Origin of the sequence: Streptomyces rishiriensis, from assembly GCF_003112535.1 — a bacterium.
GTDB classification, from domain to species: Bacteria; Actinomycetota; Actinomycetes; order Streptomycetales; family Streptomycetaceae; genus Streptomyces; species Streptomyces rishiriensis.
The window spans coordinates 51,769-75,612 of sequence record NZ_BEWA01000033.1 but is presented as its reverse complement, the minus strand read 5'-3'; the positions used below and the strand labels follow the sequence as shown (position 1 = coordinate 75,612).

General features: G+C 68.6%; 20 protein-coding genes and 7 pseudogenes. 15 read left to right on the top strand and 12 right to left on the bottom strand.

What is annotated here, in order from left to right; translation table 11 throughout:
• Positions 1–34: 34 nt before the first annotated feature.
• Together Sri02f_RS38915 and Sri02f_RS38910 are read left to right on the top strand one after the other, a co-directional pair.
• Positions 35–1,315, top strand: a complete 1,281-nt coding sequence (locus Sri02f_RS38915; RefSeq protein ID WP_109004828.1) for an IS701 family transposase — start codon at positions 35–37, stop codon at positions 1,313–1,315.
• Between the two features lie 160 nt (positions 1,316–1,475).
• A pseudogene (locus Sri02f_RS38910) lies at positions 1,476–1,637 on the top strand (IS982 family transposase); the annotation flags it as partial.
• 33 nt (positions 1,638–1,670) lie between these two features.
• Here the strand turns inward: Sri02f_RS38910 and Sri02f_RS38905 are convergent.
• From Sri02f_RS38905 to Sri02f_RS38890, 4 genes and pseudogenes are all read right to left on the bottom strand, one after another.
• Entirely contained in the window at positions 1,671–2,588 is a 918-nt protein-coding gene (locus Sri02f_RS38905; RefSeq protein WP_109006013.1) for an IS3 family transposase, read from the bottom strand.
• Positions 2,585–2,893, bottom strand: a complete 309-nt coding sequence (locus Sri02f_RS38900; RefSeq protein ID WP_159106862.1) for a transposase — start codon at positions 2,891–2,893, stop codon at positions 2,585–2,587. Before Sri02f_RS38900 ends, Sri02f_RS38905 begins: the two co-directional genes overlap by 4 nt.
• Positions 2,894–2,965: 72 nt before the next feature.
• Positions 2,966–3,204: pseudogene (locus Sri02f_RS38895) on the bottom strand (transposase); the annotation flags it as partial.
• A 215-nt stretch (positions 3,205–3,419) separates the two neighbouring features.
• On the bottom strand, positions 3,420–3,935 hold the full coding sequence (locus Sri02f_RS38890) for a hypothetical protein (RefSeq protein WP_174855793.1): 516 nt from the start codon (positions 3,933–3,935) through the stop codon (positions 3,420–3,422).
• A gap of 60 nt (positions 3,936–3,995) precedes the next feature.
• Between Sri02f_RS38890 and Sri02f_RS38885 the strand changes: the two are divergent.
• A pseudogene (locus Sri02f_RS38885) lies at positions 3,996–4,764 on the top strand (transposase).
• Positions 4,765–4,888: 124 nt separating this feature from the next.
• Here the strand turns inward: Sri02f_RS38885 and Sri02f_RS38880 are convergent.
• Positions 4,889–5,788, bottom strand: coding sequence for a helix-turn-helix transcriptional regulator (locus tag Sri02f_RS38880; protein ID WP_109006011.1), 900 nt, complete (start codon positions 5,786–5,788; stop codon positions 4,889–4,891).
• A gap of 184 nt (positions 5,789–5,972) precedes the next feature.
• Between Sri02f_RS38880 and Sri02f_RS38875 the strand changes: the two genes are divergently transcribed.
• The 3 genes from Sri02f_RS38875 (at position 5,973) to Sri02f_RS38865 (ending at position 10,312) form a co-directional block, all read left to right on the top strand.
• Positions 5,973–6,407 carry a nuclear transport factor 2 family protein gene (locus tag Sri02f_RS38875; protein WP_109006010.1) on the top strand — a complete coding sequence of 145 codons (435 nt, stop codon included), beginning with the start codon at positions 5,973–5,975 and terminating at the stop codon, positions 6,405–6,407.
• Positions 6,408–8,447: 2,040 nt separating this feature from the next.
• Positions 8,448–9,617, top strand: coding sequence for a sensor histidine kinase (locus Sri02f_RS38870; protein WP_245970994.1), 1,170 nt, complete (start codon positions 8,448–8,450; stop codon positions 9,615–9,617).
• Positions 9,614–10,312 (top strand): response regulator, encoded by a 699-nt coding sequence (locus Sri02f_RS38865; RefSeq protein WP_109006009.1) that lies wholly within the window; start codon positions 9,614–9,616, stop codon positions 10,310–10,312. Before Sri02f_RS38870 ends, Sri02f_RS38865 begins: the two co-directional genes overlap by 4 nt.
• A gap of 519 nt (positions 10,313–10,831) precedes the next feature.
• On the opposite strand, the pseudogene Sri02f_RS38860 reads toward Sri02f_RS38865, so the two are convergent.
• Positions 10,832–11,272: pseudogene (locus tag Sri02f_RS38860) on the bottom strand (MmyB family transcriptional regulator); the annotation flags it as partial.
• 678 nt (positions 11,273–11,950) lie between these two features.
• Between Sri02f_RS38860 and Sri02f_RS38855 the strand changes: the two are divergent.
• On the top strand, positions 11,951–12,748 hold the full coding sequence (locus tag Sri02f_RS38855) for an SDR family NAD(P)-dependent oxidoreductase (RefSeq protein WP_109006007.1): 798 nt from the start codon (positions 11,951–11,953) through the stop codon (positions 12,746–12,748).
• 405 nt (positions 12,749–13,153) lie between these two features.
• Here the strand turns inward: Sri02f_RS38855 and Sri02f_RS38850 are convergent, their stop codons facing one another.
• From Sri02f_RS38850 to Sri02f_RS41535, 4 genes are all read right to left on the bottom strand, one after another.
• Complete coding sequence (locus Sri02f_RS38850; RefSeq protein WP_109006006.1) at positions 13,154–14,080, bottom strand: CPBP family intramembrane glutamic endopeptidase; 927 nt, start codon at positions 14,078–14,080, stop codon at positions 13,154–13,156.
• A 141-nt stretch (positions 14,081–14,221) separates the two neighbouring features.
• Positions 14,222–14,590: an STAS domain-containing protein gene (locus Sri02f_RS38845; protein WP_109006005.1), complete on the bottom strand. Its 369-nt coding sequence runs from the start codon at positions 14,588–14,590 to the stop codon at positions 14,222–14,224.
• A complete protein-coding gene (locus Sri02f_RS38840) occupies positions 14,587–16,080 on the bottom strand; it encodes a PP2C family protein-serine/threonine phosphatase (protein ID WP_245970993.1) in 1,494 nt (497 codons plus the stop codon). The genes Sri02f_RS38845 and Sri02f_RS38840 overlap by 4 nt, the downstream gene beginning before the upstream one ends.
• Positions 16,081–16,278: 198 nt before the next feature.
• Positions 16,279–16,437, bottom strand: a complete 159-nt coding sequence (locus tag Sri02f_RS41535) for a hypothetical protein (protein ID WP_159106861.1) — start codon at positions 16,435–16,437, stop codon at positions 16,279–16,281.
• 108 nt (positions 16,438–16,545) lie between these two features.
• Between Sri02f_RS41535 and Sri02f_RS38835 the strand changes: the two genes are divergently transcribed.
• On the top strand, positions 16,546–17,394 hold the full coding sequence (locus Sri02f_RS38835; protein ID WP_109006004.1) for an RNA polymerase sigma factor SigF: 849 nt from the start codon (positions 16,546–16,548) through the stop codon (positions 17,392–17,394).
• A 135-nt stretch (positions 17,395–17,529) separates the two neighbouring features.
• Here Sri02f_RS38835 and Sri02f_RS44400 read toward each other — a convergent pair.
• Positions 17,530–17,734 (bottom strand): annotated as a pseudogene (locus tag Sri02f_RS44400) (IS30 family transposase); the annotation flags it as partial.
• A gap of 21 nt (positions 17,735–17,755) precedes the next feature.
• Here Sri02f_RS44400 and Sri02f_RS43435 point away from each other — a divergent pair.
• The 3 genes from Sri02f_RS43435 to Sri02f_RS43755 are packed head-to-tail and all read left to right on the top strand — an operon-like array spanning position 17,756 to position 18,764.
• Complete coding sequence (locus Sri02f_RS43435) at positions 17,756–18,265, top strand: hypothetical protein (protein WP_245970992.1); 510 nt, start codon at positions 17,756–17,758, stop codon at positions 18,263–18,265.
• Positions 18,187–18,489 carry an aldehyde dehydrogenase family protein gene (locus Sri02f_RS43760; RefSeq protein ID WP_281261924.1) on the top strand — a complete coding sequence of 101 codons (303 nt, stop codon included), beginning with the start codon at positions 18,187–18,189 and terminating at the stop codon, positions 18,487–18,489. The genes Sri02f_RS43435 and Sri02f_RS43760 overlap by 79 nt, the downstream gene beginning before the upstream one ends.
• Entirely contained in the window at positions 18,396–18,764 is a 369-nt protein-coding gene (locus Sri02f_RS43755; protein ID WP_281261923.1) for a hypothetical protein, read from the top strand. The genes Sri02f_RS43760 and Sri02f_RS43755 overlap by 94 nt, the downstream gene beginning before the upstream one ends.
• Before the next feature lie 672 nt (positions 18,765–19,436).
• Here Sri02f_RS43755 and Sri02f_RS38825 read toward each other — a convergent pair.
• The gene (locus Sri02f_RS38825) at positions 19,437–19,592 is read right to left on the bottom strand and encodes a hypothetical protein (protein ID WP_109006019.1); all 156 of its coding nucleotides are present in this window, start codon (positions 19,590–19,592) and stop codon (positions 19,437–19,439) included.
• Positions 19,593–19,763: 171 nt separating this feature from the next.
• On the opposite strand from Sri02f_RS38825, the pseudogene Sri02f_RS38820 reads away from it, so the two are divergent.
• From Sri02f_RS38820 to Sri02f_RS38805, 4 genes and pseudogenes are all read left to right on the top strand, one after another.
• Positions 19,764–20,148, top strand: a pseudogene (locus Sri02f_RS38820) (CobW C-terminal domain-containing protein); the annotation flags it as partial.
• Positions 20,149–20,190: 42 nt separating this feature from the next.
• Positions 20,191–20,571: pseudogene (locus Sri02f_RS38815) on the top strand (nuclear transport factor 2 family protein); the annotation flags it as partial.
• 88 nt (positions 20,572–20,659) lie between these two features.
• A complete protein-coding gene (locus Sri02f_RS38810; RefSeq protein ID WP_159106860.1) occupies positions 20,660–21,187 on the top strand; it encodes a hypothetical protein in 528 nt (175 codons plus the stop codon).
• 551 nt (positions 21,188–21,738) lie between these two features.
• A complete protein-coding gene (locus Sri02f_RS38805) occupies positions 21,739–23,751 on the top strand; it encodes a glycosyl hydrolase (RefSeq protein ID WP_109006002.1) in 2,013 nt (670 codons plus the stop codon).
• Positions 23,752–23,844 lie beyond the last annotated feature (93 nt).

Below are 23,844 nucleotides of genomic sequence, written 5' to 3'. Positions count from 1 at the left end.
TCGTGTTCGGCCTGTTCTCGGGCATGTTGGATGGATGGACGCACATGAAGTGAACCGTGTCCGGGCGAAGTTGGCGTTGTACGTGGCTGATGTGTTCGCCTCGGTGCCGCGCAAGGACCAGCGGGCCAAGGGCGACTGCTATCTGCGGGGACTGATGCTGGACGGCCGCCGCAAGTCGATCCAGGCGATGGCCTCGCGGCTGCCGGACGGCAACGAACAGAACCTGCAGCAGTTCGTGAACCAGTCCACCTGGGACCCGGTGCCCGTGCAGCGGCGGATAGCAGAGCGCATGCTGCCGCTGATCAACCCGACGGCCTGGGTGATCGACGACGTGTCGATGCCCAAGGACGGCCGGATGTCGGCCGGGGTGGCTCCGCAGTACTGCGGAGCCCTGGGCAAACGCGCCAACTGCCAGGTCGCCGTCAGCGTCCACGCCGCGACGGACACCGCGTCCTGCCCGCTGCAGTGGCGGCTGTTCCTGCCCAGGGAGTGGGCCGCGGACACCGAACGCCGCACCGCCACCCGTGTCCCGCCCGAGGTCGGGCACCGCGAGAAGTGGCGGCTGGCGCTGGACATGCTCGACACCCTGGCGGGCTGGGGCATGAGCCCGCCGGTCGTGGTGGCCGATGCCGCCTACGGCGCCAATGCCCACCTGCGGGCCGGCCTCGCAGAGCGGGGGATCGACTATGTGCTGGCCATCCGCGCGGACGTGAGCGCCCATCCGTTCGACGTGAAGCCGGTGACCCCGGAGCGCAAGGGCCCGGTCGGCTGCTGGCCCCAGCCCCGCTACCGCCACCGGGCACCCTCGGTTGCGGCCCTGGCGGCCGGGCTCGGGCAGGAGGCGTTCACCTCCCTCACCTGGCGGCAGGGCTCGCGAGGAGAATTACGGTCCCGCTTCGCCGCCGTGCGTGTCCGCCCGGCCGGCAAGGCCGTCGAGCGTCCGATCCGGGCTACCGCATCGGCCGAACAGGGCTGGTGGGACGGCATCCTGCCCGACTGCTGGCTGCTGATCGAGTGGCCCGAGGACGCCGAGGCGCCCACCGACTACTGGCTCTCCAACCTGCCGGCCGACACCCCGATCGCCGACCTGGTCCGCCTGGCCAAAGTCCGCTGGCGCATCGAGCACGACTACCGCGAACTCAAACACGGCCTGGGCCTGGACCACTTCGAAGGCCGCTCCTGGCCCGGCTGGCACCACCACGTCACCCTCGTGACCGCCGCCCACGCCTTCCTCACCGAACAGCGACTGGCCCCAAAAGCACCCACACCGGGCTCACTCTCTACCAGACCCTCGACGCCCTCCAAGACGTCCTGAGGTGCTGGACCGGCATCTGCACCACCTGCCACCAGCCCCTGCCCAGCAGGGGCCACACGACACCAAGACCGAGACAGACCTAACGGAGTCCTACTAGACGAGTTATAGCGAATGCTGACGGTGTATCCGGGAACGCAGACAGGGCGTCCAAGATCATTGTGTGACGAACAACCTGGACGCCCTGCTGACCGCACTGTACGTGAAGATCGACGACGAGATCGCGGGCACCCGGTGGCTGGGCCGACCGCCGCGACTGACGGACTCCGAGCTTGTCTGCCTCGCTGTCGCGCAGGCGCTGCTGGGCTTCACTTCAGAGTCACGGTGTGAGGTTCCCCCGTCACGCGGGAGGTGCTGATCAGCTGGTCAGAGAGGGTTGACGGGTGTTCAGATTCGTTGGATCGGCCGTCGTCTGCTCGGCGTAGTGCTTCTCCTCGAACTCGATCGGGCTGAGGAAGCCGAGCCGTTCCTGGATGCGGCGGGAGTTGTAGAAACCGTCGATGTACTCGAAGAGCGCGAGGTTCGCCTCGGCACGTGTGGCGAAGACCCGGCCGCGCACGCACTCCGTCTTGATCAGCATCCACAGGTTCTCCGCGAGCGCGTTGTCGAACGAGTCCCCGACCGACCCCATGGACGCCTGAACTCCCGCTCGCACCAGACGAGTTGTGAGCTTGATGGACGTGTACTGACAGCCGTGGTCGGCGTGATGGACGAGCTTGCCGGGCTCGACCTCGCGGGACGCGAGGGCGTACTCCAGCGTGGTCAGGACCAGGTCGGCGTCCGCGCGGGCAGAGGTCTCCCAGGCCACCACCCGGCGGGAGAACGCGTCCCGGATCGCCGAGAGCCACAACGGTCCCTCGCCGGTCGGGATCATTGTCAGGTCGGTGACCCACAGCCGGTTCGGCGCCGGTGCGGTGAAGTCCCGCTCGACCAGGTCCGGGGCGGGCGTGGCCTCCGGATCCCGGCGCGTGAAGCCCTTGCGCCGCGGGCTGACGCCCGCGATGTCGGCCTCGCGCATCAGGCGTTCGACCCGTTTGCGGCCGACATGGACGCCCTCGCGTTTCAGCACAGCGTGCACGCGCGGCGAGCCGTAATTGCCGCCGGACTCCGCGTGGATCTCCTTGATCCGCTCGGTCAGCTCGACGTCGCGGCGACGCCGTTCGCACGGCTCCTTCTCCGCGCGGCGCCAGCGGTAGTAGGCGGAGGAGGCGATGTGCAGTTCCCGCAGTACGCGCTCGACCCCCAGGCGGGGATGCTCGTCGAGGAGCCCCGTCACCTGGGCCGGGTCGGGTCGAGCTGCGCCGCGAAAAAAGCCGAGGCCGTCCGCAGCACGTCGTTGGCCCGCTTGAGCTGGGCGTTCTCCTTGCGCAGCGCCACGAGCTCGGCCCGCTCGTCAGTGGTGAGCCGGTCGTCGCGCTCGCCGGCATCGGCCTCGGCCTGCCGGATCCAGCCCCGCAGGGCCTCCGGGCGCACACCGAGATCGACGGCCAGCTTCTTGATCTGCGGCTTCGGCTCGGAGGCCCGGTACATCCGCACCGCACGCTCACGCAACTCCAGCGAGTACTTCCTGGGGGCAGCCATGGTCGATGTTCCTCTCATGAGAACCATCTGACCCTCTGTCAACACACTCCGCATCTCGGGGGAACCTCAGGTGCGGCGTTCGTAGTACGCCTGGGTGCGGGGTCGTGGCGCAGCCGGGTGAACACGATGCGGTGCAGGGCCGCGTTCGCCTGGCGGTCGCCGCCGTAGTTGAGCCGGCGCGTGCTCCGACGGCCAGAGGAGTTCTCGATGGGGCTGACTCCGCAAAGGGCGGCAAAGGATGCCTCGGTGTTCAGCCGCTCAGGGCTGTCTCCCATGGTGATCAGGAGAGTGACGGCGCTGTCCGGACCGATACCCACAGTCTGCGGTCAATCTTCCATGCGAAATAGTTGCCGAACCTGCCCACGGTAAGGTGTCGCACATCCCAGAGTAGCGCGGCAGTTTCGACGACTCCCTCGGGATGCCTGCGACTTACCGACAATAGATTCACGCCAGTCAAAAAGCCACTGGCTAAGGGTTGTCCCGTAACCCCCAGGAGTTGCGCCACGGCCCTTTGGCCACGAGGGTCTCAGGCTTGGCCGTGGCTCCCTGAGGCATTGCAATCACGCTGCTGGGTGCTGGACGACTCCCGCCACTGGTCCACCACGTCGTCCACTTCATCCAGGGCCGGATCGCGACTTCCGCTGGACGCGTAGGCCGGTGACCGGTCAGCGCGTAGTGGCAGATGTGCGCAGTACCAAGCCCGCCGGGCACCGGCTATCTCTGCGGTCGTGCCCGTGCGGAGATAGCCGAGCAATGCTGTCATGACCCTGCGGCGTCCGAATGCATAGAGCGCCGGTTCGACGAACCAGCGGCAGAAGCTTGGATCTGGGTCGTAGACAGCAGCAGCCATCAGCGGATCGAAGAACTCCTCAGACAGAGTGGCGCGTTCCAGCAGTGGCCTTCGTGCGGCTCCGGCCAGGTGCCGCGCACGTCGGTCTTCAGGCACGTCGGCCGCAGCCTCAAGTTCCAGCAGGCGAGCCACTTCGGCTGCGCATGCAAGGAATGTACGTGTGGATGCCTCGTGGCGGTCACCTTCGCTCATGGCAGGATTCTCGACCACGGGCCTGAGCGGAAGTGGCCGCATGGGCGAGATGATCTCGATGTGGCTGGTGTGATCACGGCGTCGGAGCCGTCCTGGATAGCCCCGTTCTCCGGTGAGCCCGCGCGCCTTCGGGAAGCTGGTGACAGTGCTGCGTCGTTCAGGTGCGGACACGGCCCGCAAGGGGCGGCCGTGGAGCCTTCCGCTGGAAGACCGGACCCTCCTGGTCACGGCCTACTGGCGAACCAACCTGACCATGCGGCAGCTCGCCCCGCTGTTCGGGATCTCGAAGTCGGCGGCGGATCGGATCATCGACAACCTTGGACCGATGCTCGCGCTCCAGCCCCGCAAGCGGTTCGCGAAGGACACCGTGCTCATCGTGGACGGCACCCTGGTCCCCACCCGGGATCACACCGTCGCCGAGCGGTCGAAGAACTACCGGTACTCCACCAACCACCAGGTCGTCATCGACGCCGACACCCGCCTGGTCGTCGTGGTCGGCCGGCCACTCGCCGGGAACCGCAACGACTGCAAAGCGTGGGAGGAGTCCGGCGCCAAGGCCGCCGTCAGCGGAACGACCACGATCGCCGACGGCGGCTACCCGGGCACCGGCCTGGTCATCCCGCACCGCCGCAAGCGCGGCCAGAGTGAACTCCCGGACTGGAAGGAGGAACACAACAAGTCTCACAAGCAGGTCCGGGCCCGCGTTGAGCACGTCTTCGCCCGTATGAAGACCTGGAAGAACCTCCGCGACTGCCGTTTGAAGGGGGACGGCGTCCACCACGCCATGCTCGGCATCGCACGGATGCACAACCTCGCCCTCGCCGGATAGGTAAGCGGGTCACATTGCGGCCAACCATGCCCGAGACGACTCGTAGATCATTTGCGGGACAGTCCTTAGCTCGCGCCGGGTGACAGTCTCCACTGAGCGCCGGAAAGGGGCCAGTACGGCCCCGTCAGGCCCGCCGGGGCGGCGGATTTCTCATGGATTGCGCGTCCTGCTCCTGTCCGGGCGTGACGGACCAACTGGCGAGTAGCTTCAGGCCGTCCTCCGCGGCGGTTTTGGGGGGCGCGCTGTAGACGACAACGCTCAGGCCGCTTTCGTCCGGCAGGCTCAGGGTCTCCTGATCGAGTACCAGTTCACCGACGAGCGGATGGTTGAGGCGTTTGGTGCTCTCGCGGAAGACATGCACGTCGTGCGAGCCCCACATCACGCGGAAGGCGTCGCTGCGGGTGGACAGTTCACCGATCAGGTTAGACAGCTCCCGGTCGTAGGGGTTTTTCCCCGCCTCGATGCGCAGCGCGCCCACGGCGAAGCGGGCCATGCGCTCCCAGTCGGTGTAGAACCGCCTGGCTGCAGAGTTGAAGAACGCGAACCGGACGACGTTCGCCCCGCATGTCGGGTCGGCATACATCTCCGAGTACAGGGCCCGGCCCAACGGGTTGGCGGCCAGCGCATCGAGGCGGTTGTTCATCACGTACGCCGGCAGCTCCGGCATGCCATCGACGATCCGTGCCACACTCGGCCGCACCGTCGGTCGGCTCTCCCGCCGCGGCGCCCGCGTTTGCGGCGCCGGTCCGGCAGCGCGGGCGAGGTCGTACAGGTACATGCGCTCGTTGTCGTCGAGCCGCAGGGCGTGGGCGAGGGTGTCGAGCACACTGTCGGAGACCCCTTGGAGGTTGCCGCGCTCCAGGCGCGTGTAGTACTCGACGCTCACGCCGGCGAGTGTGGCGACCTCTCCCCTGCGCAGTCCGGGCACCCGGCGCTGACCGTACGTCGGCAGACCGGCCTGCTCTGGGGTGATCTTGTCGCGTCGGGAGCGGAGGAATGCGCTGACTGCGTCCCTGTTGTCCATGAGGCCAGGGTAGGCAGGCTGCGTGACGGGTGAGGGGCCCTGCCAGTACCCCTCACAGCAAGGACTCCCCCGTCACGGCCGTCTCGCGTTGCATGGTGCGTGCCCCGATCCTCCCGGGGCCCGACCGGTGCGAGGACGCACGCGCCCCGGTCGGCAGCACCTGAACACTGACAGGACACACCAGATGAGCAACCAGATCGAGACGGTGACGGAGAGCCCCGCGGATGTCGTTCGAGGGCTGTATGACGCGTTGAGCAAGGGCGATGTGCCGGGTGTCCTGGCAAAGCTCGCCCCCGAGGTGATCGTCGATGAGCCGAACCAACTCCCCTACGGCGGCGTGCACCAGGGCCGCGAGGTGTTCGTGCAGTCGGTCCTCGGCGCGATGATGGGCTACGCCAACGTCGCCATTACCGATGCCGAGGTATTCGAGGGCCCGGCCGGCGTCATCGGAACGCTCACCGGAACGCTCACAGCCCACACCACCGGTGAGAAGTTCCCGCTGACCATGGTCGAGATCCACCAGGTCGAGGACGGCATGGTCCGCAAGATCGACGTCTACACCAAGAACCCCCACGAACTCGCCGCCTTCTACACGCGCGCCGAGGCGGGCACCCCCTGACCACGACCCTCTCCGGGTCTTCCAGTGGTGCACGCGGAGATCCGCTTCGCCGAGGCCATCGGGTGGTCGGCAGCCTGCCCGCACCAGTCGTACGGTGCGGGCATGTGCAGGGGCGGAGTGCCCCGGCTGCGGCTGGTCGTGACCACGGACGACGACTCGGGGCCGCGATTGTGTCGCGGGTGCGGTGGTCCGCTGATGCCTTCAACGGAGGCTACGGCGGTGTTCTGTTCGTCCGCTTGCCGGTCGCGGCACTGGCGGCGGATGCGGCGGGCGCGGGCGAGGACCAAGGCGGTCCAGGTCGGAGTGACGTCCAGATGTCCGGAGTGGGGGGCGTCCTGGACGGTCGGGGTTGAATATCCTGCCTCGGCAACGTACTGCTCTCCCGCCTGCCGCAAACGGCCTGGCACAGGCGGCGCGCGGTGGACACCGGGTTGTGAGCCCGCGTATACGGCAGTTGTCATAGTGCTTCACCGTGGAGCCGTGCGCCCTGTCGGTTTCCTGGCGCCGGTCGGAAGGTGCGAAGCGACGGCCTGCCGGGGCGAGCTGACGACATGAAATGGGTGCCGCACCCGGGTCCGCCGGGGGTGACGTCCGGATGCCCGCGATGATCGGCCGTGTGACCGGGAACGTATGACGCTGCTCCACTCACGCTCACCTCTGCGGTTGCGTCCCCGGAAGCGGTCGCCGGGCCAGGGCCCGTCACGGTCGTCGTAGGCGACGTCATGAGCGTTGGGGCTCCAGGTGCTGATCACCGAGATATCGCTGATCAGGCCGAACAGGGCTTGAGGGGCAGCATGGATCCATGTGCTGCCGGTGAACGTGTACTCGGCCGCCTCGGGCGCGGGCACGGAGTCGGACCGGGGTGTGGTGTCGTTGTCGTGCAAAGGACCCTTTTGGGTCGGCCGGCTGACGGGCTGTCAGCCTGGCGGTGGGCATGGCTCAGGGCTCGGCCCGCTGCCGGTGGTGCGGCCGGCGACCTACTACTGGCGGGCAACGGGCGCCTGTCGGGACAGGGACGTGTCAGGCCGTCCCCGCGTGGTTCAGGGCTTCGATGTCGGCCGCGCCGAGGCGGACGGAGGAGGCGGCGAGGTTTTCCTCCAGGTGAGCCACCTCGAGCCCATCCGTGGATGTGGTAGCCGCCGGTCATCGCGACCAGTGCGATGGTGACGGTGAACAGGCCCAGACCGAGGGCGCTCCCCCGGCGCAGCCCCTGCCGCGCCTGAGCGAGCGACAACTCCTTTGACCTGGGGCCCTCCAGGTACCGCACCAGCCAGGTGTAGGCGGACAGGGCGAGCCCGCTGGTGGCGACCCCGGCGATCAGGGCGGTAGAGGGAGTGGCGTCGGCGATGCCGTTGATCATGCTGGTGATGCCGCCCACGGCCAACACGATTACGAACAGCACCAGCAGACGCGCTCACGCCCACCGCGCGGGATGCCCGGTGGTCTTCCCTGCCGGTTCGGTCCGGTGGACAGCGGGACCGGCGGGCCGCGTCAGTGACTGATGGTGGTTGGACACCTTGGCTTTCTCCTCAAGGGCCCGCTTGGGGTGGGCGATTGCCCCTTCAGCACCGGAAAACCACGGGCCGTGAGCACCGCGTATCGTCACCACCGAGTGGGCGCTTTCCAAGTCCGGCTGTCCCCCGAGGAAGCTAGGCGCCTGCTTCTCTCCCGGAGCACGGCCCACCACCAGGCGCTACATTCACCGGGCGGGACCCATCCGGCCGGGCGATGCCGTGCGGTGCGCATGCCGGACGGGTCGTACCGGATGGGAGATCGTGGGCCACCGGCCACGACCCGGTCCTCATACCGTTCAACACTGGCTTTGATCGATCATGGGTGATGATGGAAGACCAAGCGGTTCGTGAACCATCGGATGCGGCATCGCCTGCCCGGACGGACTCCGCTCCCCACCCGGGCCGGTCGGTGGCCGACGGGCCGGCGGCGTCCCCTTCCGGAGTCGGGCCCGCGTTACCGGCACAGGACAGGGGCCTTGCGCGCGGGGGCCGGCCAGCCGAGGCGACCGCCTGGCTGCGCCTGCTGGTGCGGTGGTGGGAAGCACGCCCCGCCGCCGTCAAGGACCGCAAGTTCGCGCTCGTCCTCACGGTGCTGTCGTTCACGTCGCCGCTGTCGCGGATCGGGGCGCAGTTCGGTGACCTTCCCGTTCACGACGCCTCCGTCGCGAGTGTGTTGCTGACCTTTGGGCAGACTCTGCCGATCGCGGTGCGGACCCGGTGGCCGGGCGGCTGCCTCGCGGTGGCGGGCACGTCGTTCGCGGTCCACCAGTCCCTCGGCTGCCCTGCGACCTTCGGCAGCCTGGGGCTGTACATCGCGCTGTACTCCGTGGGAGCTCACCAGGAACGTCTCCGGCGGGCCGTGCCACTGGCGGCGACGGGCGGGTACGTGCTCTTCGGCGTCGCTCTGCACACGCTGGGCTCGCCCGGCGGCCTGATCGACTACCTGCTCATCTACATGGTCCTGGCGGCGGTGTGGGGGCTGGGCGTCCTGGTCCGCAGGCAGCGGGGACAGGAGGCCGCGCGTCGGCACCTGTCGGCGCAGGTGGCGATCGCCGCGGAACGCAGACGTATGGCAAGGGAGTTGCACGATGTGGTGACCCACCATGTGACCGCGATGGTGGTGCAGGCCGGCGCGGCTCAGTACCTCACCGAGTCGCCGGACCGGCTGGGCGACGCCCTCGACGCCATCAACGGCACCGGCCGCCGGGCGCTGGCCGAACTCCGTTTCCTCCTGGGCGTGTTGGAGGCAACCGGCGATTCGGGGCCCCATGAGCGGACGCCGATGCCGGGGCGGGTGCCTGATCTGGTGGAGCAGACACGCGCGGGCGGCCAGCCCGTCGAGCTGGTGGAGGACGGGGAGCAGCCGGCCATGGCCACAGGGGCCCGGCTCGCGGCCTATCGCATCGTGCAGGAATCCCTCACGAACGCCGTGAAGTACGCCGCGGGCCACGAGACATTGGTACGCCTCGCGCACACCCCCGGCTGGACGGAGGTGGAGGTCACCACTGCCGCGACGGCCGTCGGCACGCACGAGTCCGTCGCCCTCCGCGACGACGGCCCGCGCCTCTCGGGTGGCCGTGGCCTGACCGGGCTGCGGGAACGGGTGGAGATGCTGGGCGGCGAGTTCGCGGCGGGTTTCCGCCCCGGGGGCGGGTTCCGCGTGCACGCGCGCATCCCCACAGGAGGTGCCGCATGAGTGTTTCGCCCGCCACGATCAGGGTGCTGATCTGCGAGGACCAGGCTCTCTTGCGCGCCGGCTTCGTCACGATCCTCTCCGCCCAGCCCGACATGGAGGTCGTCGGGGAGGCCACGGACGGCCGGGTGGCGATCCGCAGCGCGCAGGAGCTGAAGCCGGACGTGATCGTCATGGACATCCGTATGCCCCTGCTCGACGGGATCGAGGCCACGCGCCACCTGGCCGGCCCCGCCTCCCTCAGCCCCGCGAAGATCCTGATCGTCACCACCTTCAACGTCGACGAGTACGTGTACGAGGCTCTGCGGGCCGGCGCCAGCGGCTTCCTGCTGAAGGACGCCGCACCGCCCGAGCTGATCAACGCGGTACGCACCGTCGCCCGCGGCGAGTCCCTCCTGGCCCCCGCCGTCACCCGCACCCTGATCGGCCGCCACGCCGAACGCCTGCGTCCCGCCGCCGCCTCCGCGTCCCCCGACCGCGAACGCCTCAAGGCTCTCAGCAGCCGCGAGCACGAGGTCCTCCTGCTGATCAGCGAGGGCCTGTCGAACGCCGAGATAGCCGCCGAGTTGGTCATCAGCCCCGAGACCGTGAAGACCTACGTCTCCCGCATCCTCACCAAACTGGACCTTCGCGATCGCGTCCAGGCGGTGGTCCTGGCGTACCGGGCCGGCTTGGCAGGGAACGGCGGCCGGGCCTGATCGACCAAGGGTCCCGTTCGGAAGGAACGGAGCGCGACCACGGCCGTGCTCCCTTCCTCCAGCGCGGGGCAGAGCCGGTCGCGGCCACACGTGCCGTGGGTTGTCCGCCCCCGATCGCCTCCAGCGGACTCCGTGAGCATCTCGTCAAGTGGCCGAGGTGACGCCCGGCCCCCTTCCACGATGCCGGGACGCCCATGGGACGAGGCGATTTTCTTGAATGTCGGCAGCATGCCCACTCGGTTATGCAAGATGCCGTCGATGTCGGTCATGGCGTCGCGGCTCTTGAGAAGCATGTCCCACCACCACGCCACCCTCGTCACCACCGCACATGCCTTTCTCACCTTGCGGCGCCACGCCCCAAAGGGCCGCACAGCAGCCTGATGCTCTAACAAATCCTCGACGCAATGCAGAACCTCCTGCACTGCTGGACCGACACCTGCACCACCTGCCACCGCCCCCTGCCCAGAACGTCCACCACCAGCCCAAGCCCAAGAGCCAGAGCAACTTGACGGAGTCCTGCTAGGGAAGCACCGGCATCCGTTCGGTGCCGATGACACGCAGTACGTCGAGTGCCGATGCCTCCCGCGTACCGGCTGCGGCGGAGTAGACGATCATCGACTGGTCGGTGTCCGGAAGCAACAGCGTGTCGCAGTCCAGGACGAGACGTCCCACCTCGGGGTGGTCGATCGTCTTGCGCATCGACCGGTGCACCGTCGAGCGCCTCTCCTCCCACATGTCCCGGAAACGCTCACTGCCGGTAGTCAGCTCCTCGATCAGCCCACCGAGGTCCCGGTCGTCCGGGTAGCGCGAGAGTGCCGTGCGCAGCAGACCGACCGCTTGCTGCATCCACGCCGCCTCTTCTTTCTGGGTGAGCGTCACGCGAGCGTGGCCGGTGCCGAGGATCCGCTGCCAGATGATGTTGCGACGCCCCTCGGGCCACCGGCTCAGGTCGCCGAGGAGCGCACACTGGAGCGCCTTTCATGGCGCGTATCACGAGATGTGCGCTCGCGAGGACGCCGGGCATCTGATGGCCGACGTGACGTTCGTGGCGCTGGGCGTTACTTCCAACGCCTCGGTTGCCACCGTCGTCCGCAACGTTCACGGGCACCTGGCCGTCTCGATGTCCTGGCTCCTTCGCCCGGACAGACCGAGTAGTACCGCAACGGCGACGGCTCCCTCCCCTGGGGCGGTCAGACCGAGCGCAGCCGCTGAGCCCTGGCCGCCGCAGGCTCGATTCGCCGTGAGGCCGACACCGACGAATTCTTCAATTTCTCATGATTCACCGAATCTTGGAGAAAGCGATATGACCGAGTCAGCAGCACCGGCGTTTTCGTTGGCTGTGCGTGATCACCGATGAGACTTGGCGCTCACGTTCATGGAACGGGAGGGGCTCGATGCGCCGCTGGTATTCGGTGAGCACGAGGACTAAAGCCGGCTCCGGCCGCTCACGACGCCTGGTTCACCAACGGCCGGCCCGGCATAACGGCCGTCTTTCCCCGGGCCGGTGAGCCGATATCACTACCGCCGGGGCCCTCTCCTGTCCGATCACCGAGACGGCACCTGTCCCGCCCGCATGAGCTGTATCGACATTACCCGTCTTCATTCAAGTTGACCGCTGTCAACGCTGGAGTAATTGATATGACCACGATTTTGATCACCGGTGGCCACTCGGGTATCGGCCTCGCCGCTGCGCGCACACTCGCTGCGCAGAACATCGACGTCGTGCTGGCGGGACGCAGCCTGGAGCGCATGCGACAGGCCGCGGAAGAGCTGCGCGCGACACACGGCGTGACCGTGACCACATTGACGCTCGACACGTCATCACTTGCGTCGGTCCGAACTGCCGCCACGCAGTTCCGGACAGCGATCGAGGCAGGCGAGATCGACTCGCTGGACGCGATCCTCTGCAACGCAGGTGGCCGCTTTGACGGTGAGGTCTCCTACAGCCCTGACGGGTATGAGACGACCTTCGCGATAAACTGCCTCGGGCACTTCTTGTTCGTCGAGCTCCTGCTTCCGAGCCTGGCTGAGCAGGGCCGGGTCGTGTACACCGCCAGCGGTACCCACGACCCCGCATCGATGGACGGAAAGGCGGTTGGCGCCGCGGTGGAGCCGAACGCCATCGCGCTGGCAAACGGCGGCAAGAACGGCGGCAAGGCGCTGTCCGCCGGGAAGCGCTACTCCACCTCGAAACTGTGCACGGTGATGTACGCCTACGAGTTGGACCGTCGGCTCCGGCGGGCCGGCAGCTCGGTTGCCTCGATCGCCTTCGATCCGGGATCCGTGCCTGAGACCGGCTTCCTCCGCGGAATGCCGAAGCCGATCCAATGGTTCTCGAAGATCTCCTATGACGAGCAGCGCGCGGCGAAGCTTTGGGAGGACTCCAAGCAACTCGTCCACCTGACCGCCGAGGAGGAGCCTGCGCAGCTGCGATAGCGCGGTCGAGCAGCTCGACGCGGCGGGTGAGGTCGACTGATCAGGGCGTGTGTGGCGGCGCTTGTATCCGTGTGAAAAAGGGGGGAGCCGACACTGGGCCCGTCGCCGGTCGGCCGACGGAAGGCGGGCAGCAGACACCACCTGATCCGCGACGGACGGGTCATCCCGCTCCGGGTCACCACCACCGCGGCCGCGTCAACGCCGTCACCCAGACCCTCGCCCTGGTCGACGGCATCCCGCCCGTCGCCGGCCGCCCCGGCCGATCACGCCGAAGACCTGAAGCCCTGAAGCCCTGCTCGGCGACAAGGGCTACAACCCCGACCGCGACGAGCTGCGCAAGCGCCGGATCCTGCTGGTCGTCTTGCGCAGGGACACCCCGAACATCCAGGGCCTGGGCAGACTCCGCTACGTCGTCGAGCGAACCGTCCCCTCGGAGCGGAGCCGGCTGCGAGTGTAGAGGTGCCCGCTGCGCCTGGCCAAGCGCAGGAACATGACCGTGGGAACCGCGCACACGAGGATCGCGAAGACACTGGCCTCGGGTCCGAAGTCGCCTCCGGTGATCGCGGTGGGGCCCGACAGCACACCGTGGAGCAGTCCGGCGGGCATGTCCTCGTTGCCGGAGACCGTGACGCCGAAGATGCCGCTCAGGGCGAAGTTCCAGCCCAGGTGCAGGCCGATCGGCAGCCACAGGGTGCGGGTGGCCGCGTAGGCCGCGCCGAGCATCAGGCCGGCCTCGATGGCGATGGCCACCGCGCCCCACAAAGTGGCGCCCGAGTTCACCAGGTGCAGCGCTCCGAACAGCACGCCCGAGATCGCCAACGCCCCCCGCGTACCCGCAAGTTGTTCGATCAGGCGAAAGACGATGCCCCGGAAGAGGATCTCCTCGACGACCGCGATCCCCGCCATCATCCCGAGAATGGTGAACGGGCCGGCGACGGACACTCCGCCCTTCGTGTCGTATCCGCCGAACAGAGCGATCAGCGCGAGCGTCGCGGCGAAGAGTCCGAGGCCGACGAGGGTGCCGCGGCGCAGGCCATACCCGGCATCGGCGGTGTCCAGTTCGGACACGGGGCGCTGTTCGAGAAACCGTACCGCCGCCGCGTAGACCGTCAGGGCGATTGCCGCGGCCACCGCGCCGAGCAGCAGGGACAGCACCGGGTTGCCCCCCGCCATGCTCCGCATTCCGGCGGCGAGACCGGTCACCAGGATGAACAGCACCACCATCACCGCCAGCCGCACCCCGGCCGGCCACACCCGGCGCGTCGGCTCGAACGGTGACTGCGAGAACTGGAGCTTCGACCACTGCACCGACGGTGCGTCCCACGGAGACATGACGTTTCCCATCCTTGACCGGCGGCCGAGCCGCCCCTGCAACAGGGGGAACGCTATGCGCGGCAGTCACCCCGAAACGTCCCCTCCAGGTGGACATCGCGCGTAGCTCGCACGGGGGACAACGAGGCACCTGCAGGGTGTTCAGGCGGTGGTGCGATCGCCCTGGCGGGCGGCGAGCGCGGCCCCGGCGCTGGGGTAGGCGGGCAGGAAGGTGTCCATCCCGGTGACGCTGAGCAGGCGGCTCAGCCGGTCGGGGATGGCCGCCAGGGTCAGGGAGCCGTCGACGTCCTTGGCGCAGCGCCATATGCCGACGAGGGCTCCCAGCCCTGAGGAGTCGCAGAACGTGACCCCCGACAGGTCGGCGACCAGGTCGGCGTGTCCGGCGGCGATGAGTTCCAGGGCGCGGGCCCGCACCGCGGGTGCGGCGGCGATGTCGAATTCACCGGACAGTGCGATCACGGCCAGGGCGCGGTCGGTGTGCGGGACGTCGATGTGGAATGCGTCGGTCATGGGCGTCGGATCTCCTGCCCGACAAGGGCGTCGGCGGGTGCGGTCGGGGCGGCGGCGCTGTGCGCGGTGGTGGTGATGCCGGCGGGAGCGGCGTCCGCGGTGGGGACGGACAGGGCCAGCAGTGCCACGTCGTCGCGTTCGGTGTCGGGGAGTGTGTCCAGGAGCGCGACGGTGTCGTCGATCAGGGCGCCGGCACTGACCGGTGCCGGCCGCTGGGCGAGGAAGTCGGTAAGGCCGGTGTCGGCGAGCATGTGGCCATCGGCGGTGCGGGCCTCGGTCAGCCCGTCGGTGTACAGCAGCAAGCCCTGGCCGGGTGCCAGGTGCAGGGTGAGTGAGGCGAAGGCGGCCTCGGCGAACGCGCCGACCAGCATGCCGCCCTTGGCGCGGGCCGCCTCCACCCGTACACCGCCGCCTTCGGCAGGGCTGAGGTGGTAGGCGGGCGGGTGACCGCCGGTGGCCAGCGTGACAGTGAAACCGCCGTCCCGGGCCGGATCGAGCAGGCCGAAGACGGCGGTGCAAAAGCGGGTGCCGACCGCCGCGTCCAGCAGCAGCGCGGTGTTCAGGGCTTTGAGCGCGGCCGTGGGGTCCGCGTCGACGAGGGCTGCGGCCCGCAGCGTGTAGCGGGTCAGTGAGGTGACCGAGGCGGCTTCGGCGCCCTTGCCGCACACATCGCCCAGGAAGAAAGCCCACCGGCCTCCGCCGACGGGGAAGACGTCGTAGAAGTCGCCGCCCACTTCCTGCGGGGAGGCGGTCTTGTAGTGGCAGGCCAGCTCAAGCCCGGGTACCGCGGGCAGCGCGGGAGGCACCAGGGTGCGCTGCAGGGTGGAGGCGAACGCGGCGATGGCCGCCTTGTCGCGCTCCGCACGCTGGCGGGCCTCTTCCTCCGCCTGACGCTTCTCCTGCTCGACCCGGCGGCGCTCCTGCTCGGCGCGTACCGCCTTCAGCGCCGACAGTCGCAGTTCCAGCTGGTCACGCACCACCGCGGCCAGGTCTGTGAGGGTGGAGGCATCGGCCTCGCTGATCTCGCGGGGGCGGGTGTCAAGGACGTTGACCGTGCCCAGCCGGTGCCCGTCGGCGGTGATGATCGGAGCGGCAGCGTAGAACCGCACCCCCATCGGGCCGGCGACCAGCGGGTTGGAGCAGGCGACCGGGTCCAGCAACGTATCGGGGATGACGGTGGTGTCATCACGCAGCACCGCCGAGGCGCACAGGCCCGGATCCCGGCCGATCTCGCTGACACCTTCCAGGCCGTGCGCGGCCTTGAACCAGATCCGGTCCTCATCCACGATCGTCACCGTCGCCACCGGCACCTCGAACAGCCGCGCGGCCAGCGCCGCAACTCGGTCGTAGGCACCGTCCGGCGGAGTGTCGAGAATGTCGTAACGGCGTACCGCCGCCATCCGCGCCGCCTCGACCGACACGGCCAAGGGGTCACTCGGTGCTATCGCAGGCAGGATCGCTTGTTCCGGCATGTCCCTCGTCTCGCTCATCCCCCCAGGAAGGCACCGACCAGACAGCCAGCACTTCGGAACCCTACCGAACGCGGCCGGCGACCCGACCCCACGGCGAGCTTCGTAGTGCACACCGGCATCGTGGAACGGCCGCCCAAGCACCGACCGCAACCGGGCGCAGTGATCGGCGAAAAGGCGAACGTGACGACCTTCGTGGTCCGGACCACAAGCTGCTCACTACCTGAGCACGAACTCCGACGGGACGTCGCCCCCGGCCAGGTCGACCAGGGCTTCCGCCGCGAGGACCTGACGTACCTGGTCGCGCGGCGGCGCCCCGCTCGGACCGGAGCAGGACGCCGCCCGCCTCGGTGTGCGCAGGATTGGAGTGCAGTCCATCGAGGTTTGCTACGGAAGGAGTAGGCATGAAGGCGGGGGGAAGGGGTAGCCGCGGCAGTGGTGAGTCGAGGTGGGCGGTGTCGGCATGGCCGGCAAGGGGAGGAACATATGGTTACGGATACGGCAGTGGCGACGGCGGAGGCGCAGTGTTCTGAACTGCCGGCAGTCCCAGACCCGTCGAAGGTCGCTCCGAAGGACGCGCGTGAGCTCACCCGCCTGTTCTTCCAGCAGCTGGACCGGCTGGAGGAGGGGACGCCGGAGTACCAGTACGCGCGCAACACGCTGATCGAGATGAACATCTCCCTGGTCCGCTACGCGGCCTCCCGTTTCCGCAGCCGGGACCAGGAGGAGATGGAGGACATCGTCCAGGTCGGCGTGATCGGCCTCATCAAGGCCATCGACCGGTTCGAACTCTCCCGCGAAGTGGAGTTCACCTCCTTCTCGATCCCCTACATCATGGGAGAGATCAAGCGGTTCTTCCGCGACACCACCTGGGCCGTGCACGTTCCGCGCCGACTGCAGGAGGCCCGCGTCCAGCTCGCGCGCGCCACCGAGGAACTGAGCAGCCGCCTGGGCCGCACCCCGACCGTGGCCGAGCTGGCCCAGCTGATGAACCTGGAGGAGAAGGAGGTCATCGAGGCGCGACTGGCCTCCAACGGCTACCGCTCCTCCTCCCTGGACGCCGCCATCGGCAACAGCGAGGACGGCGAGACCGCCCTGTCCGACTTCATCGGCAACGACGACGGCGCACTGGAACTGGTGGAGGACTTCCACGCCCTCGCCCCGATGATCGCCGACCTCGACGAGCGCTCGCGCAAGATCCTGCACTGGAGGTTCGTGGAGGAACTCACCCAGGCCCAGATCGGCGAACAGCTCGGCGTCTCCCAGATGCACGTCTCCCGGCTGCTGTCACGCACCCTGGCCCAGCTCCGAAAGGGCATGCTCCCCACCTGCTGACACCGCCACCTCGCAACGGCACCTCGCGGCCGTGGTGAACCCGTACACCACGCCACCACCTTGCGGGGGGGATCGGTTCCGAGCGGCCCACCCCAGACACTCAGGACGAGCTCCACTCGTGTGGGCCGCCGCGAGTACCGGCGGTCTCGCCTTGTCCTTGCCGGAAGCGGCCCGGCCGTTGCGCCACCGCTTGCCCGTCCGGTAGTTGATCCCGATACGTTTGCAGGCTTCGGCGCTGCTCAGGCCCTGATTCATGAGCCGGAAGTATTCCTCCCGCTCACGGACCAGGACCTTGCGGCCCTGAGCGGGAAGCCCCGGTCCCCCGGATCTTGAAGTCCATCGCACCCCACCAGCCGGGGTGTTGCGACGACCACTGGAACCCAAGCACTCGGCGGGGCCTCGTCGTCTCACTGACGCCCTGGGGGAGGACCGCAGTCCCGTCGATGTCTTCTCCTTCGGCCAAGCACCTGGCGGACGGGTCACGGTCCGCGTCCTGCCCGACAGCATCTGGGACCGCCTCCTGCTGAACGATCTCATTGCCGAGGTGTGGATGCCGCCTGGCACCACGGAGGAGGAGGCGCGGGAGCGCGCGGGCCTCGCCCAGCTCCACACGGCCGACACCGCAGGCGTCGGCGTCGTGCTCGGCGCCGGCAACATCACCTCGGCCCCCATCCTGGACGTGCTCTACGAGCTGTACGCGCACAACAGAGTGGTGGCCCGCCAACTAGACCCGGTCACCGACGGCCTCCTCGACGTCTTCAACCGAACAATGGCACCGCTGATCGACCTCGGATGGTCCGGGTCCTCACCGGTGGCGCCGACGTCGGGACATACCTGGTGCACCACCCGAAGGTCCGCCACGTCCACATGACCGGCAGCGCCGCGACCCATGACGCGATCGTCTCGGTACGGGTAACGAGGGCGCCGGCCGCAAGAAGGCGGGCACACTGCTGCTCGACAAGCCGGCCACCAGCGAACTGGGCGGGGTCTCCCCCACGATCGTGCTGCCGGGCGGCTGGTCCGAGGCGGACCTGCGCTACCAGGCCGAGCACATCGGCATCCAGAAGCTGCACAACAACGGCTACAACTGCGTAGCGAGCCGGGCGGTCGTCGTCAGTGCCGACTGGGCGCAGAAGGACCGCCTCCTGGCCCACCTGCGAGCCGCGCTGGCCGACGCACCCGCCCGCTCCCCGCACTACCCCGGCAGCGACGACCGGGGCGCCCACGCCCTCGACACGTACGGCGACGACGCCGAACGGCTCGGAGCAGGCCGCGTGCTGATCACAGGTCTCGCCCCGGTGGAATCCAGACCAGCTCTGACCACGGAGCACTTCGCCCCCGTCCTCGCCGTGCTGAAACTCCCCCGGTGACCCGCGCCAGTTCCTCGCCGAGGCGGTCCGCACAACGAACGAGGAGTTCGTCGGCACTCTCGGCGTGAACCTCATCGCGCATCCGAGCACGATGGCCGGGCTCAGCCCCGTGCTGGACGAAGCTGGCTCCGAACTCCGCTACGGCACCATTGCGTTGAACGCCTGGACCGGCGTCGACTGTCTCACCGCAACCGCCTCCTGGGATGCTTTACCGGGGCACACCCCCGACGACGTGCAGAGCGGCATCGGCGTCGTGCACAGCGCGCTCCTCCTGGACGGGCCCGAGCGCACCGTGGTCCGGAGCTCGTTCCACCCTGCGCCCCAGGCGCTCCTGCACGGGGTTCAGCTTGATCGGGCGGGCACTCTGGGCACCGATGCAGCACGCCCGTCGCTTCCTGTACCAAAGCGGCAGCATCCGTCTCACCCCGTAGCCAGGCTCTGCGCTCGACGACCGGCGGGCAGGGCCCGGCTCAGGGCAAACTCATCGCCAACGAGACAGCGCGGGGTCGGCGCATGGCCCCGCCCACGGGGTTCCCAACTGTCTCTCTGGCCGGACTCTCACCTCGTCCCGGCCTCGAGTGGTCCAGAAGCTCCTCACGGTGTGGACTTTCCGACGCGGAGTGAGTCATGGACGCGTCACTCGTCGCAGAGAGTTGGTGAGGCGCCCTGACTTTAGAAGAAGTGCTTGCGTCCACCGACCGCGCGACCGGTCGCACCCAGGATCCACAGGATGGCACCAACCAGAATGAGGATGCCACCGATCGTCGTCAGCAGACCCATGCCGACAAGCAGGCCGATGACCAGCAGAATAAGCCCAAGAATGATCATTTCAAACCCCATCGTCAATTCCGGCTCAGGCGCGTGTGCGTATGAGCTTCACAAGGGCCTGAGTTCGTCCCTTGGTGGGTAGATCCCGACCAGCTCCGAATGCCAGGATCTCGGTGCGATAGCCCTTGTGCCCGGCGACACGGTGTTCACGCCCTCCTTCGAAACTTCGTTCAGTACGCCATCTCCTCGACCGCCCTCTGCTCCGGAAGGTCCTTCCACCGCCAGGCAGCGGCGCCTACGGGCAGGTCCTCAGATCCAAGGGCTTCTTCACCCTCGCCAGCCGGCCCTGGGTGACGGGACTGCGGCCGCAGGCCGGTTCGGTGGCTCGCTTCGAGCCTTCCTCTGCTCGTGACACCGCCAGCCCTTATGCGCAGGAACTCGTCTTCATAGCACCCAGATGGACGCGGAGCTGCTGCGGGCCGACCTGAACGGCTGTCTCATGCAGGAAGGCGTAGCTCTGCCCGCTCCCGATCCCTTCCCTGCCTGGGACACCTACGGCTCCTGCGAGAGCTGCGCGCATGAGCACGACCCCCTCACCACGGTGACGGGGCATTGAAACTCCGGGTCGGTCGGTGGTCGCAGCCACGGCGGGAACTTCGACGAGTTGCCCGACCTGTACGGCGAGGCCACCGACGTCCGGCATCCGATGGCGACGCCGGAGTCCGAGCCGTTGACGAGTCGGCGTGCGCTCCGGGAGCACTTCACGGTGGAGCCGGAGGTGCGGGAGTCGTCGCCGAAGAGGAGTGTCGTGGATGTCGTCGTTCACGAGACCGCCGATCCTGAGGTGAACGTCGCCGAGTTCGCCTACAAGTTCACGTTGCCGGACGACTCCCTGGCCAAGGTGCCCTGCGTCTTCGTCATGCGTGTGCGGGACGGTCGGATCATCGAGTCACGCGACTACATCGACCCGATCCGTACCTACACGGCACGCGGGGAACTGGACCGCCTCATCGCGTCGTTGCGCAAGGGCGCTTCCTGACACCACGCTGTGCGAGCCGGGCTGTCAGCGATCCCTGCCGCAACCGGTGGGAGCGGTCGGCCGACCGGGGACAGAGAGGATGCAAGCGATGTCATCGACGATCCGTTCTGCTCGTCGGCAGGGCGCCTCGGCAGGTTTCCTGACCGTGATCACCCTGTGGGGGGCATCCGCCTGCGCCATGTTCCCCTCGGATCCGGCCGACCCGCCGCAGTTCGGGGCCAGGGTCGACGGGGGCACGATCGTGGTCAAGATACCCATGTGCCCCACGGATGAGATCAGACGCGTCGAGGTCTACGACTTCGACGATGTGGAGCACGAGAATCCGCGCATCGTGTGGTCCGCCTCAGGGCCGGCCTCGGCATCGACCCGGAAGGGTCTGGTCACCCTCTGGTCCGGGGAAGGATTCGCGAAGCACTCGGGAAAACCCGTCAAGTCGGCCATTCCGCCCACCATCGGAGTGAGCTACTCGGATCCGGCGGGTGACGGGCGCGGCGACGTCTTCACCCTGCACACGATCGAGAGCGCCACACTGGAACCGGGCAAGTACTGGACGCGCGAGGGCCCCATGACCGCCCGGCAGATCGACGCGCAACTCCACTGCGGCGAGAAGCCGTAGCTCGACCGACCGACCTCGAGATCTGCGAGGCGCACGGAGCTCCTCGCCGGGGTGGTCTTCCGGCCGAGTGCCGGTCCGACCCCGCGGAGCCGCTGGGGCCGGCGGGACAGAGTCCATGGCGCAGGCCGGCGCCGCGACAAGACCTGCTGCTCTCGCGGGTGATCCACGGGTACCGGGCCCACCTGCCGTAGGAGTCGGACCGGAACGACTGCGAGACCTGCCCTCGGCGCTCTCCTTCGGGGTGACGCAGCCTCACGCAACCCCTTTCCATTCTCTTCAAACCCTAGTCGAATAGCGTCACTTGGCTGACGCGCGTCGCGCATCCCCTGGCCAAGGCCCCTGTCGCCGTCGGCAGCGTCACAGAAAGCCCCCGCACGTGACCGGCAGTCCCCGGGAGGACATCCCCGCCGGCGAGATCCAGCGGGCGCCTTCGTGCGAGCGCACACCACGCCGCCGACGGCGGCCGGGCCGCCACACCCACCCCGGGCGGCCTCCTCACCCCGGTGAGTCATTTCCTCTCGCGAAAGACCGTCACGTCGAAGGAGACGTACATGTCCAACTCCCCCATGAGGCGTCGCACGTTCATGCTCATCGGCACCACGGTCGCCATGGCCGCCGGCGCCCGGACTCCGGTGGCCGCAGCGGCGGCCTCCCCGGCGCCCGAGGGCGCGCCGACACCGGTGCGGATCGTCGACGACGAGGCGACCTGCGCCACCCGCGCGCTGTTCGCGTACCTGCGGCGGCAGCAGGGCGAAGGCATCCTGTTCGGTCACCAGCACGACCTCACCTACGGCTTCACCTTCACCGCTCCCGACGGCAAGGCGTCCGACACCAGGGCGGCGGTGGGCGATTACCCCGCCGTCTTCGGCTGGGACACCCTGATCCTCGACGGCGACGAACGCCCCGGCGTCCAGGGCGGAGCCGAAGCCGAGAACACGGCTGCGCTCAGCCGGTGCATCCGGCAGGGCGACGCACTCGGCGGGATCAACACCCTCAGCGCCCACATGCCGAACTTCGTCACCGGCAAGAACTTCTACGACACCACGGGCCGAGTGGTCGGCCAGATCCTTCCCGGAGGCGCGAAGCACGCGGCCTTCAACGCCTTCCTCGACCGCGTCGCGAAGGCGGTCAAGGGCGCGCGGCGGCCTGACGGCACCGCGATCCCGGTGATCTTCCGCCCCTTCCACGAGAACAACGCGGGCTGGTTCTGGTGGGGCGCCGGGCGCACGACCTCACGCGAGTACATCGAGTTGTACCGCTACACCGTCGAGTACCTGCGTGATACCCGGGGCGTCCACAATCTGCTGTACGCCTACTCGCCCAACTCGACTTTCGGAGGCGACCCGACCGGCTACCTGAGGACCTACCCGGGCGACCGCTTCGTCGACGTCCTCGGCTACGACTCCTACGACGACAACGCCGGGCCGACCCCCTGGCTGGACGGTCTCGTGAAGGACCTGGCGATGGTGGTCAGGCTGGCGAACGAGCGAGGCAAGGCTCCTGCCCTCACGGAGTTCGGGGAGGGCGGCACCGAGGTCCGCGACCCGCAGTGGTTCACCCGGCTGTCACAGGCTCTCGAGGCGGACCCGCTGGCCCGTCAGGTGACCTACATGCTCACCTGGGCCAACTTCGGAGGCGCCAAGCGCGCCTACGTGCCGTACCCGGGCCACGTCCTGCTGCCGGACTTCGTCAAGTACCACCAGGACCCCTACACCCTGTTCGCCGCCGATCTTCGGGGTGTGCACTCCGCCCGCACCACCGTTGTCAGGAACGCCCCGTTCATGCACCTCGTGACCCCCACGGACCGCCAGCGCGTGACAGCCGGCAGCACCACCGTCCGGGTGCGTGTGACGCCGGCGAGGGCGAGCCGGGTGACGTTCTCCGTGAACGGCGGACGCGCCGGACGGCTCCGCCTCGACGCGGACGGCTTCTACTCGGGCGACTGGCCGATCGGCCAGGCCTCGCCGGACAGCCGCCCGGTGACCCTCACCGTGAGCGCACGGGTGGACGGACGGACGCTCACCGACTCGGCCGTGATCCTCCTCGGCGAGGCCGACCCGCTGCCCGCCGGCCGGGTCGACGACTTCGAGGGATACGCCGGGGACGACGCCGCGCTGAACGAGGCGTACACGCACGTCAACTCCCACACCCTCACTCTGTCGGCCGGCCACAAGTCCTCGGGCTCCTACGGACTGGCCTACGCGTACGACTTCTCCGGCGCCGAGTACACCGGCATGGGCAGGCCGGTCGACGCGGACTGGTCCGCCTTCACATCCCTCGCGCTGTGGCTGCGGGGCGACGGCTCCGCGAACGGCGGGGCGCTCCAGATCACCGCCGACGGAGTCGACTTCTGGTACCAGTTTCCGCTGTCCGACACGAACGGGCAGGAGTTGCGGGCGCCCTTCAGCGAGTTCACGCCCGCTCCCTGGGACACCGCACACGCCGGAGCCGTACTCGACGCGGCCCGTCTCGCGAAGACGGCGGCGTTCAGCCTGTACCTCGTCCACGGGAGCGACGGGGCGACCAAGGGAGTCGTGCACGTGGACGACATCAGAGCCGAATGACACCCCGGCGTCGCTCGGGATCAGACGGACGCCCCGCGCCGCCGAGGACGAGGACGAGGACGGCGGCGCGGCCGGCGTCGTCCTCGTCCTGCC